A 12,571-nucleotide genomic window follows, 5' to 3' on the forward strand; every position below is an offset into this window, starting at 1 on the left:
GACAGCGGACGATATGGGGGGTCACTCCTCGAGCGACACGTCGTAGGCGGTCACGCCGAGACGCCGGAGCCGCGGTCCGGTGACGGCGACCTCGGCGGTGGCGATCCGCTCGTCGTACGCGACCCCGCCGGGTCTGACGTTGCCGACCGCGACGCGCTCGGCGACGATGCCGCCCCGGACCGTCGGGTTTCCCTGCAGCGAGACGCTCGAGTCCGGCGCGTAGACCAGTCCCGCAACCGTCGGGGTGCCCGTCGCAGTCGTGACGGTGCCGTCGGCCGAGACGAGCAACTGCGTTCGGCCCGGGTCGGAGTCGTTCCCGACGACGGCGTTTCCGCCGACGGAAACCGGCCCGTCCACGAGGAGAGTCAGGTCGTTCTCGCCCACCTGACGGAGATCGTCGCCCTGAACGTCGATCCCGTCCCGGACCACGACCTCGATATCCCCGTCGGACGTATCGAACGTGTGCCCATCCTCGAGCGTCTCGACGCAGTAGCGACCGCCCTCGAGGACGTCGTCGGGCTCCTCGAACCCCGTTCGTTCACACGCCGCGACGCGGCCGGAGACGTAGCTATCGACCGACGGGTGGTCGTAGCCCGCTCCGGAGACGCTCCCGTCGACCCGGTCGGCGTCGACCCGGTCGGCGTCGACGCTGGCCGCGTCGACGTCGCCCTCGATCGGCGGCGCGTTCCGATGGATATCGACCTCGTGTGCGGCGATGGCGGTATCGATACCGCCGATGTCGGGCGGGTCGGTCAGTTCGAACCGAACGCGGTCGGTCCGCCCCGCCGAACACCGCTCGGTGACTCCGCTGGAGAGCGTCGATTCGATCTCGCGCTGCCAGCCCTCGCAGTAGGCGCTCTCGATCTCGATCCGCACGTCGCCGCTCTCTGCCCGGTCGTCGCCCCGGCCGACGCGTGTCGGCGACTCCGACCGACTCACGACGCCGTCGATGGCGTTCCCTCGAGTCCGCGTCTCGACGAACCGAACGACGGGGAACCACAGCGACCCGTCCCGATACTCGAGCGGCGGCGCGGAGACGGCGACGGTCCCATCCCCGTCGGACCGCCACACGCCGCCGCCCTGGGACGCGATCTCGGTGTCGCCGTTGGCGTACGTGACCGCTCCGAGCGGTTCGTCGTACAACACCTCGGTCCCCGAGCCGTCCTCGCGGACGATCCGCAGGCGGCCGGCGTCCGCTCGCGTCTCGAGCGTTCCGCGATCGAGCCCCTCGATCGTCACCGGCACCCGATCGCCGCCCGTTTCGGTCGCGGTCCGGGTCGCGTGCGTGAACTCGACCAGCGAGCGCTCGGCGTGTTCGATCTCGACGGCCGATTCGGATGCCTCGAGGCCGGAACCGCCGAACAACAGGACCGCGCCGGATCCGACAACGACGATACCGACGAGCAACACGTAGCCGAGCAGGTGTGTCTGTCCTCGATCCCGATCCGTCGGGACGCCGCCGGACGACGTTTCGGCGTCCCGCTCGATCTTCGGTACTCCCCCGCTCCGCGGCGCGTCGAACTCCCCCCGCATACGGGAATCGATCCCTGACTGTCACGGATAGTTATCAGTCGAGTTCCGATCCGTAATCGGCGGCCTACCAGGTGGTAGACGGTCGTTACGGCGGTTCGATTCGACGAACTGCCAGGAGAGTTCGACTACCTGGCACGCGATATGACGACGGCAAACAGGAACAGCAGGTACGTCACTAGCGTTCCGATCCCCGCCGAGAGGACGGCTGTCGGTGCGAACGCGACGCCGAGCCCGACGATACCGAACGACAGCGCGAGCGCCGCGAGCTGGACCGGCCTGCGCTCCCAGTACGCCCGGACCGTCCCGTAGTACTGGAACGCGACCAGCTCGAAACCGATCGTCCCGACACAGCCGAGTACAAAACAGGAAATCGAGAGCCGGGAGCCGACGTGAGCGAACGCGATCACGAACCCGGCCAGCGAGATCGACGCAAGTACCGCGTCGGTTCGGGTTCCCATCGCCGAGCTACGAGCCGTCCCAGTACAGCGTCGCCCCCTCGCTGACGGTCGTCTGGTAGGCCCGACTCTCGACGCCGGCGGCGTCGAAGGCGTCGACCATCGCCGAGGCGATCGCCCGCTGATTCTGCCGATGACAGACCGCCAGAATCCCGGGACCGGCTCCGCTGACGGTGACGCCGGTCGCGCCCGCCTCGAGGGCGGCCTCCCGAACCCGATCGTAGCCGTCGATGAGTTTGGTGCGCTCGGGCGTGACGACCGTGTCGGCCATTCCCGAACCGACGAGATCGGGATCGTTCCGGCTCATGCCGACGGCTAGCGTGGCGGCGTTGCCGACGGTATCGACGAGTTCGTCCATCGTCGCCGACTCGGGGACCACGCCGCGCGCATCGCGCGTGGAGACGGAGATATCGGGGAGGCAGACGACGACGGGGACCGAGGCGTCGACCTGCGTGACCCCGTCGTCGGTGACGACGGTAAACCCGCCCAGTAGCGAGGGTGCGACGTTGTCCGCGTGGGCCTCGCCGGAGACGAGCGCCTCGCCCTCGGCGGCGATCGGCACGAGTTCCTCCCGGGTGCGACCGCGGTCGTACAGGGCGTTCAGGGCGACGGCCGCGGCGGCCGCGCTCGCGGCCGACGACCCCAGTCCCGACGAGGGACGGACCCCCTTGTCGATTCGGATGCGAGCGGGGGCGTCGAGCGCCTTCGCAACCGCACCGACGGTGTTCTTCTCGGGGTCTTCGGGGATGTACTCGCTGCCGGCACCGGTGACCGAGATCGTCGTCTCCGGTGCGCGTTCGACCCGGACGACGTCGGCGGGCGTCCCGAGAGCGACGCCGAAGACGTCGAAGCCGCTCCCGAGGTTCGCACTCGTTGCAGGGGCCCGCACGGTGAGCATGCCGATTCCTTTCCAGACTGCAGTCAAAAAGGTAGCGAACGACGACGACAGCCGCGGCGGCTGCCGTCGGCGACTCGAGCGGTCCCGATCGGGAACCGACTCGGTCGATCGTCGTTACTCGTCGTCGGTCGTGCCGAACGTGAAGACGTCGTCGTCGGCGGCGTCGTCAGCGTCGGTTCCGCCGTCGTCAGCGTCTCCCTCGTCGGTGTCGGCGTCGGTGTCGTCAGCGTCGTCGACCGGCTCGAGCGGTTCGGCGGCCGCATCGTCGCTGTCGGCTTCCTCGTCGACTTCGAACCCGGGACTCTCGTCGGCCGCGGGTTCGCCCTCGGTCGCCGATTCCGTCTCGTCGGCCAGCGGGTCGGCCGGCTCACTGTCGTCGGCCAGCGGATCCGGTTCGTCGGCGTCGGCCAGCGGGTCGTCCGTCTCGCCGTCGTCGGCCAGCGGATCCGTTTCGGTGTCGCCGCCGAGCGGCTCGGCTGACTCGTCGTCGGCCAGCGGATCCACATCGTCGGTCGCGGTCGCTTCGTCGGCGTCCGTCAGCGGCTCCGCCGCCGCTTCGTCCTCGATGCCGAGAATCTCCTCGGCACCGATCTCCTCGGGGGTGTCGGCGTCCTCGACCGCGGTCGCGGGCTCGGCGTCCGTTTCGTCGGCGCTCGATTGCGTCGCCTCGAGGGCGTCCCCGTCGTTGTCGTCGTCCGTTGGCTCGGCGTCGGCCGCGGGCGCGTCGTCGTCACCGATGCCGGGACTTGCCGCCGTCTCGGTGTCGTCGGCGTCGGTATCGAAGGTAATCCCCTGTTCCTGTTCGTCGGCCGCGTCGTCGACCGCGTACTCGGGTTCGGTCTCGCTAAGTTCCGTATCGACGTCGAACGCCGACTCGAGTTCGACGTCCGCGAGGTCGATCTCGGTGTCGAACCGGTCGAGCGCTTCCGAGAGCTGCGAAGCCTGTTCGGAGAGACTCGAGGCGGACTTGGTGACCTCGGTCAGTGCAGTGGTCTGTTCCTCGGCGGCGGCGGCGACGTTTTCGGCCTCGGAGGTCGTCTCCTCGGAGATCGTGGCCGCGTCGTCGACCATCGCGACGACCTCCTGAGTCGAGGCCGCCTGCTCTTCGGTCGCCGCGGAGATCTCCTGGACGCCGACGTTGGTCTCCTTGGCGAGGTCGGCGATCTCCTCGAGCGCGCTGACTGCCTCCTGGACCTGCCGGCTGGCGTTCTCGATGTCGCTACTCGTGCCCTCGACCTCGGCCGCGGACTGCTCGGTCCGATCGCGGATCGCCTCGAGGCGGTCCTCGGCCTCGTTGGCGGCCTCGGCGACGTCTTCCGAGAGTGCCTTGACCTCCTTGGCGACGACGGAGAACCCTTCGTCGTCGCTGCTGCCGCCCGCGGAGCGGGAGGCCTCGATGTTGGCGTTCAGCGCCAGCATGTTGGTCTGGCGGGCGATCTCGGAGATCGTGTTGATCAGCTCGTCGATCTGCTGGACCTCCTCCTCGAGCCGGCGGATCTCGCTGACGGCCGACTCGGACTCGGTCTCGATCTCTTCCATGGCGGCGATCGCCTCTTGGGCGGCTTCCTGCCCTTCCTGTCCGGTGTTGACGGTCCGTTCGGCGATGTCGGCGACCTCGTTCGAGGAGGCGGCGATCTCCTCGGTCGTCGTCGAGAGGCCGCTCATCTCCTGGTTGACCGACTGTAGCGACTCGTTCTGTCGGTCCGCACCGTCTGAAATCTCCTGAATCGATTCGGTGACCTGCTGGGAGGCCGAGCGGACCTCCTCGCTCGAGGCGGTCACCTGTTCGGAGGCAGTCGCGACGTCGGTCGCGAACCGGTTGAGTTCGGCGATGGTCTGCTCGATCTCGTCGAGCATCTCATTGAAGTCCTCGCCGATCTGTTGCATCTGCTCGTTGTCGCTGTTGGCGTCCGCGCGGGCGGTGAGATCGCCGTCGGCGGCGTCGCCCATGACCGCACAGTACTCGGCGGCCTTGTCCTCTAGGTGGTCGTTGATCTCTTTGACGCGTTCGCGCTCCTGTTCGGCCTCCTCGCGGGCGGCTTCGGCCTCGCGGATCTGTTCGCGAAGGGCGTCACGCATCGAGTCGAAGCCGTTGTAGAGCCGGCCAATGTTGTCGATCCGCTTCGTCTCGAGGTCGACGTCGAGGTTGCCCTCCTCCATCTGGCCGGCCTTGTCGGTCAGTCGGTCGATGGAGACGGCGGTGTTCCGGCCGAGGACGGCACCCACCATGCCGATCATGAGGACGCCGAGGATCGTCGCGTAGATCCCGTACTGGTTGACCGCGTTGACGAACCCGAAGGCCTGATCGGCGGGTTCGTGGGTCACGACGACCCAGTCGGTGCCGAACACGCGTGCGGAACTCGTGACGTACTCGTCGTGGCCGTCCGATCCGAACCCGTAGGCATCGTTCTCGAAGGTGAGTGTGGAACTATCGGTCTGCTGGGTCGTCGCACCCTCGGTCCGTGCGGACTCTAACAGGCTACTGTTGCCGGCGTAGGCGGTCCCCAGCGTCGAGTGGTTGCCGCCGTAGTTGGCGTTGTCGAGCATGATCTCGTCGTCGCCGTCGACGACCATCGTCGTGACCTTCTCGTCTTGGAGCTGGTTGGCGTAGGCCTGCAGGTCGGCGGTGTAGACGATCGCCCGATCCTCCGTCTCGGGCGAGTACTGGACGTACGTGATCACCGTCGTCTCCTCGCCGAGTTCGCCCTCGGCGAGGTAGGCGTCGGAGACCCACGGAACGTTCGTGGTCGCCTCCTCGTAGGCGCTCGCGTCGACGTTGTCCATCTCGGTTGCGGTCGTCCCACGAAGCTCCGCGTCGGTGCTTGCCGTGACCGTGTCGTTGCTGGTATCGACGTAGGAGATGTCGAACGTGTCGGCGTCTAGGTGTTCCTCCCAGTCGAGGAACCGCTGTTGGATCGCCTCCGGATCGTCACTGGCGACGACGTCCGATCTGGCGATCGTACTGATCGTGTGTTCGTTCTGTTCGTTCCACATCTGCAGGCTCTGTGCTTCTTGTCCCGCTGCAGACGCGTGGTCGTTCTGCACCCGATCCTCCACCTGGTTGGTAATTGCCCCCGTTGCAGCGTATCCGATGAGACCGACGGAGAGTCCGAGAATCAACAGCGCGATTCCGAACTTGACGGCGTACCGCCGTCGGATAGCTGTCGGCACCAGTCGTCGAGCGAAATCCATGGATAGATCACGCGTGATTTCGTCGGTACATAAATTGTCAGGCGTGGTTATCGAAGCTGATAATGGCACCGTTTCTCCACATCGTCACACACATAGTCGAAATCCTCTCCTTTGTCCAATCCTTCCGAGACAATATAGTAAAATAAAGTATTTCGAACCGTATCGGTGGCTGGAACGAATGTCTCCCCTGCCGCTCTCGACGAGTCACAATGCTATACTTTCGAGATCGGTAGCTTCGCAAACGTTAAGAAACGGAGGTCGAAACGACCGTTCAATATGGCTGAAGATAGCTGCGGCCGTCGGAACGGCGGGCGCGCTCCAACCGATACGCCAGCACGTGGGCCGAACCGCCGCCACGTGCTGAAAACGACGGCCGGCGGTGTCGCCGGACTCTCGCTTGCGGGCTGTCTCGAGACCGCCGGATCGATCGTCGGCGATGAGGAGGTCGAGCCGGTCCGGATCGGCGTGCTGGCACCCGACCCGGATAGCAATCCGACGGGGCAATCGATCGTTTCCGGTGCTGCGATCGCCCGCGATCAACTCAACGACAACGGAGGCATCGACGGGCGGGATGTCGAACTGGTCCTCGGTGACACGAACGGAAGTCCGCTCGAGGCGCGCCGCCAGTACCAGCGACTGATCCTCGATGAGAAGGTAGACGCGACTATCGGTATTGCCACGACCGAGGTGCTGATGGCGTTGATGGACGATATCGCCGAGCAAAAGGTTCCGCATCTCACAGTCGGTTCTGCGACGTCGGGGGCGAGTCAGTTGGTCAACGACCAATACGAGAAGTACAAGTATCACTTCCGTGCCGGCCCGATCAACGACGTCAACCTCGCCGAAACCCAGATCGACTTCCTGGACGATATGGGCGGCGAAATCGGCTGGGACTCCGTTGCGATTCTCGTGGAGGACTACGACTGGACCGAGAGACTGTGGCGGGTGTACCGAAACCGACTCGGTGACGTAGACGTCGACGTTGCGATGCAACGACGATACCCGCCGGCAACTGACGACTTCTCGGGCATCTACGACGAGGTCGAACGATCGGGTGCCGACGCAGCGATCGTTTCGGCGGCCCACACCGGGACCCAGGCCGTCATGGATTGGGGACCGGCGGAGCGGCCGTTTGCCTTCGGCGGGATTCACGTGCCGATGCAACTATCCTCGTACTACGAGAAGGTCGATGGTGCGTGCCGTTACGCGGCCGGCTACGCCTTCGCGACACCGACCGCTGAAACCACCGACAAGACCCAGCCGTTCGTTCAGGAATATCAGAACAGAAACGGAGGGGACGCTCCCGTCTACACCGGCTATATCGCGTTCGACGCGATCAAACTCTTCGCCGATGCGGCCGAACGGGCCGGTACGTTCGATCCCGACGGCCTGGTTGGTGCGCTCGAATCGACCTCCTTTACCGGAACGACCGGAACGATCGAGTTCCACGATGCGGACCACGAACACGCCCACGACGTCATCTACGGGGAGGATAACGTCCATCCGCTGTACTTCCAGTGGCGGGAAAACGACGACGGCGAGGGCGTTCAGCGGACGATCTGGCCCGACACGTACTCGACGACCGACTACGTCGAACCCGACTGGTTCTGAGGGGGATTCGGCAGGCAACTGCCTATCGCTCTCTCGCGACTGCCGGCGGTACAGCCAGCGTCTCGGTTGTGGCTGTCTGGCACCATCGAAGTCCGTCGGAACCTCGTCCAGCGGCAGCGAAGCGATGCGGACGGCGAGACGAGACAGCAGGGTGTGACCCGGCCACCAGACGTGGTGATTGCCGACTGCAGTCCTCGTTTCGTCCTTGAGCAGTGACTGCGCGGCGAAGGTGGCGGATGATACGAGCCCCACTCGCCAAGTAGCATATTACATAATATGTCCAATATGTTGATTGTAATATTCGAAAACACTAAGAAACAGAGGTTGAAACGATCGTCAGGATGAATGCGTACAAGGGACGTGGTGGGGAATCGAACGACCGATCGACGTCTCGTTCTCGGAGGGTCGACCGCCGACGGTTCTTGAGGGCGACGGGCGGGATCGCCGCTGGTGCATCGCTTGCGGGCTGTCTCGGGACGTATGGCTCGATCGTCGGGAACGACGAGGCCGAGCCGGTTCGGATCGGCGTGCTGGCACCGGATCCGGACAGCGATTCGACCGGCCGCTCGATCGTGCAGGGGGCTCGGATCGCCGTCGACGAACTCAACGAGAACGATGGGCTGCTTGGCCGAGACGTCGAGATGGTCGTCGGCGACACGAACGCGAGTCCGACGGAAGGTCGTCGCCAGTACCAGCGGCTCATCCTCGAGGAGGACGTCGACGTCACCGTCGGCATCTCGACGACCGAGGTCCTCGAGCCGCTGATGGACGAGATCGCCGAACAGGAGACGATTCATCTCACGGCCGGCTCCGCGACGACGACGGCCAGCGAGAACGTCGGCTCGGACTACGACAAGTACAAGTACCACTTCCGAGTCGGGCCGATCAACGGGACCAACCTCGCACAGGCACAGATCGACTTCCTGACCGAGAAAAGCGAGAGCATGGGCTGGGACTCCATCGCCGTTCTCGCGGAAGACTACGACTGGACCGACGGCCTGTGGGCGTTCTACCAGAGCCAGTTCCCGGACACCGACATCGACGTCGCCACGTGGGAGCGGTATCCGCCGGCGACCGAGGACTTCTCGGACATCTACGATGACGTCGAGGCGTCGGGGGCCGACGCGGCGTTCATCTCGACGGCCCACACCGGTACTGCGGCCTTGCAGGACTGGCGACCGGCCGAACGTGAGTTCGCGTTCGGCGGTATCCACGTGCCGATGCAGCTCCCCTCGTACTACGAGGAGACCAATGGTGCCTGTGAGTACGCCGTCGGCTACGCCAGTGCAGTGTCCACCGCGGAGATCACGTCCAAAACGCAGGATTTCGTCTCCACGTACCAGTCCAAACACGGCGGGACGAGTCCGGTCTACACCGGCTACATCGCGTACGACGCGGTCAAGGTGTTCGCGGATGCGGCCACGCGCGGCGAGACCGTCGCGTCGAAGGCTCTGGTCGGGCCGCTCGAGGAGACCTCGTTTACCGGTACCACCGGCACCATCGAGTTCCACGGCCAGGACGACCCACACCCCCACGACGTCATTTACGGCGAGGGCAACGTCCATCCCGTCTACTTCCAGTGGCAGGAGACCGACGACGGCGAGGGCGAGCAGACGGTCATCTGGCCCGACGAACACGCGGCCGACGGCGACGAGTACGAACAGCCGGACTGGTTGTAACCCGCTCGAGTTTTTCCGTTTGTCGCCGTTTCGGCGTTGTTTCCATCCGATAGCGGTCGGTCCTCACGACGACTGCCGTCGTTTTCACCGGTCTCGACGAGCAGCGACGGCCCCGTTTGTCGGCTCAACCTGTACCGCCGAGGTATCCGTTCGGATGGGAACTCGGACGACCGGTTAGGCCGATGGCTGGCGCTTGGCCACATCGATTGCGTTCGGAGCGTCCGTCCAGCGACAGTACAGCGATACGGGCGGGAAGTAGGCGACGCAGGAGCCGAGATCCGGTCGCCGGATTCTCCCTGGCCAGTCATCGATTCCCGGTCCCGCTCCGAGCGGCGACTGCCCGGTGGTGCGGACCGGCACGAACTGCTATGCGTATCGACACGTGTCATTCAATAAGTAATATTCTGATTGTAACTATGCGAAAACACTAAGAAACCCAAGGAGAAACGCTTGTCAAGATGAATGGGAGCAAGGGCCACGGTACCGAACCGAACGACCACTCGACGTCGCGTTCTCGGGCACTCGACCGCCGACGGCTCTTGAGAGCGACGGGTGGAGTCGCCGCCGGCGCATCGCTTGCGGGCTGTCTCGGCACGTACGAATCGATCGTCGGCGGAAGCGCTACCGAGGGACCGGTCCGGATCGGGTTGCTCGCACCCGATCCGGACAGCGATCAGATCGGCCGGTCGATGGAACGCGGAGCGTCGGTCGCGGTCGACGAACTCAACGACAACGACGGAATCGACGGGCGGGACGTCGAACTGGTCGTCGGCGACACGAACGGGAGTCCATCCGAGGCCCGGCGACAGTATCAGCGGCTCATTCTCGAGGAGGGCGTGGACGTGACGATCGGCGTCTTCGCCAGCGAGGCACTGATGAACATCATCGACGACATCGCCGAACAGGAGACGGTTCACCTCACGTCCGGTGCGGCGACGACGGCGGTAAGCCAGCGCATCAGCGAGCAGTACGAGAAGTACAAGTATCATTTCCGGGTTGGGCCGAACAACAATCACGACCTCGGCCAGATGCAGGTCGACTTCCTGACCGACAAGGCCGACGATATCGGCTGGAACTCCGTCGCCGTCCTCGTCGAGGACTACGACTGGACCGAGGAGCCGTGGAAGGTCTACCAGAACCAGCTCCCGGACGCGGGCGTCGACGTCGTCATGGAAGAGCAGTATCCGCCCGCGACGGAGGACTTCACGGCGATCTACGACGAGGTCGAGGCCGCCGGGGCGGACGCGGCGTTCATCACGACGGCCCACACCGGCACCGACGCGCTCCTGGACTGGGTCACGCCCCAACCGCGCCCGTTCGCGTTCGGCGGCATCCACGTGCCGATGCAGCTCCCCTCGTACTACGAGGCGACGAACGAGGCCTGTCGGTTCGGGGTCGGTCAGAGCAGCGCGACGGCACAGAGTGAGCGAACCGACAAGACGCAGCCGTTCGTGAACGCGTATCAGGACACCTACAACGGCTCGAGCCCGGTGTACACCGGCTATCACACGTACGACGCGGTCGCTTTGTTCGCCGACGCCGTCGAGAATACGGAGACGTTCGACGCCGACGAACTCGTCTCGTATATCGAAGAGGTTTCGTTTACCGGCAGCGCCGGGACGGTCGAGTTCTACGGTCGGGACCATCAATACACGCACGATCTCCGGTACAACAGCTCCGATCCGGACCCGGTCTACTTCCAGTGGCAGGAAAACGAGGACGGCGAGGGATCACAGGAGATCATCTGGCCGGAGGACCGAGCGACGGCGGAGTACCAGACGCCCACCTGGCTCGCGTAATCTTCCGCTCGAGCGAGCGGCGGCGACCGCGTTTCTCCCCGTCGCTGCGTGGGAGCCCAGTGTCGGCTACTCCTTCGCCCCGGTGGGGCGTTCGGCCCCGGTGAAACGACCGAGACCGGCGAGCAGCGCCACCGAGAGGCCGGCCCCGGCGAGGGCGAAGGTCGCGATCACGCCGAAAAACGCCGCCAGCGACGCCTCGCCGAGGACGAACCCGCCGACGGCGATGCTCGCAGCACCGATCCCGAACTCCCCGAGGTAGGTATAGCCGTAGGAGAGCCCGCGGGTGTCCGGCGGCGTGTACACCGCGACGGCGTTCTGGTAGAACGGCTGGATCGCGAAGAGGAAGAACCCGAACGCGCCACAGAGCGCGGCGACGGGGAGCAGTCCCAGTCCGGTCACGGGAACGAACGCCAGCGCCAGCGCCGCGAGGACGCCGAAAATCGCCAACAGACCGCGGGCTGGCTCGAGCCGATCGGTCAGTTTCCCGCCGGCGTACTGGCCGCCCATCCCGACGACCAACAGGCCGACGTAGATGTAGTCCGCGGGCTCGATCCCCTCGAGGCCGGCGGGGACGACCAGTCCCTCGATGGCCGGCAGCCCGTGGAGAATCTCCGGGAGGTAGGTAAGCATTCCCCGGTAGTACAGCCCCTCGACGGCGACGATTGCGAAGATCAACGCGAAGGCGCTGGCGAACAGTGCCCGCGAGTCCGCGAGGAACTCCGAGAGCGACAGCGCGTCGTCGGGGCTGGCGTCGATGTCGTCGGCGACGGCCGCGGTGGGATCGAACTCCGCACTGAGCCCGTACAGGACCGCGAGGATGCCCGGCACGGCCAGGAGGGCGGCGACGAGTTGCCACTCGAGGGCGATCAGCAGGGTCGCGGCGACGAAGGGGCCGAGCGCGATGCCGGTGTTGCCCGCGATCCCGTGCCAGGCGAAGACGGTGCCCCGTTCCTCGACGCCGGTGCTGATCAGCGCGAGGCCGGCGGGGTGGTAGACGCTGGCGGCGACGCCCCACAGGACGAGGCCGACGGCGATCGCGTAGATCGACGTCGCCAGCGAGAGGACGAGGAAGGCGGCGCTCATCCCGGCCAGACAGGCGACGATGAGCCGCTTCGTGCCGTATCGGTCCGCGAGGACGCCGCCGGGCAACGCGCCGATCCCGAAGGGGGCATAGCCCAGCGCGACGACGATCCCGAACAGGCTCACGCCCGCGTCGAACTCGGCCAGCCAGACGACCAGAAAGATCGGAATCGAGGTTTCGAACCAGTGAACCAGCGCGTGGCCGGCCATGGTAAACGCCGCGATCGATCGGTCGTTGCCCTCGAGTGCCATGATCGAGCCGTTGCCCGAACCGGAACGCTCCGGCTACTTAGCCGTGTGGGAACCGGCTGGCGCCGACCGGGA

Annotated in this window: 8 protein-coding genes; 3 read left to right on the forward strand and 5 right to left on the reverse strand. The window is 65.6% G+C overall.

The features are described from left to right. Positions 1-21 precede the first annotated feature (21 nt). The 4 genes from ACERIM_RS05925 to ACERIM_RS05940 all read right to left on the reverse strand — a co-directional run bounded on the left by ACERIM_RS05925 (position 22) and on the right by ACERIM_RS05940 (position 6,078). Positions 22-1,533: a hypothetical protein gene (locus ACERIM_RS05925; RefSeq protein WP_373631706.1), complete on the reverse strand. Its 1,512-nt coding sequence runs from the start codon at positions 1,531-1,533 to the stop codon at positions 22-24. A gap of 125 nt (positions 1,534-1,658) precedes the next feature. Then, positions 1,659-1,991, reverse strand: a complete 333-nt coding sequence (locus tag ACERIM_RS05930) for a hypothetical protein (protein ID WP_373631707.1) — start codon at positions 1,989-1,991, stop codon at positions 1,659-1,661. Between the two features lie 7 nt (positions 1,992-1,998). Then, a complete protein-coding gene (locus ACERIM_RS05935) occupies positions 1,999-2,886 on the reverse strand; it encodes a homoserine kinase (RefSeq protein WP_373631708.1) in 888 nt (295 codons plus the stop codon). A gap of 114 nt (positions 2,887-3,000) precedes the next feature. After that, the gene (locus ACERIM_RS05940; protein WP_373631709.1) at positions 3,001-6,078 is read right to left on the reverse strand and encodes a methyl-accepting chemotaxis protein; all 3,078 of its coding nucleotides are present in this window, start codon (positions 6,076-6,078) and stop codon (positions 3,001-3,003) included. 357 nt (positions 6,079-6,435) lie between these two features. Here ACERIM_RS05940 and ACERIM_RS05945 point away from each other — a divergent pair, with 357 nt between their 5' ends. The 3 genes from ACERIM_RS05945 (at position 6,436) to ACERIM_RS05955 (ending at position 11,167) form a co-directional block, all read left to right on the forward strand. Further along, positions 6,436-7,689: an ABC transporter substrate-binding protein gene (locus tag ACERIM_RS05945; RefSeq protein WP_373631710.1), complete on the forward strand. Its 1,254-nt coding sequence runs from the start codon at positions 6,436-6,438 to the stop codon at positions 7,687-7,689. A gap of 341 nt (positions 7,690-8,030) precedes the next feature. Beyond that, positions 8,031-9,368, forward strand: coding sequence for an ABC transporter substrate-binding protein (locus tag ACERIM_RS05950; protein ID WP_373631711.1), 1,338 nt, complete (start codon positions 8,031-8,033; stop codon positions 9,366-9,368). Positions 9,369-9,826: 458 nt separating this feature from the next. Next, the gene (locus tag ACERIM_RS05955; protein WP_373631712.1) at positions 9,827-11,167 is read left to right on the forward strand and encodes an ABC transporter substrate-binding protein; all 1,341 of its coding nucleotides are present in this window, start codon (positions 9,827-9,829) and stop codon (positions 11,165-11,167) included. Between the two features lie 66 nt (positions 11,168-11,233). Here the strand turns inward: ACERIM_RS05955 and ACERIM_RS05960 are convergent, their stop codons facing one another. Then, complete coding sequence (locus tag ACERIM_RS05960) at positions 11,234-12,499, reverse strand: MFS transporter (RefSeq protein ID WP_373631713.1); 1,266 nt, start codon at positions 12,497-12,499, stop codon at positions 11,234-11,236. Positions 12,500-12,571: the final 72 nt, after the last annotated feature.

This window comes from Natrinema sp. H-ect1 (assembly GCF_041821105.1).
GTDB lineage: Archaea > Halobacteriota > Halobacteria > Halobacteriales > Natrialbaceae > Natrinema > Natrinema thermotolerans.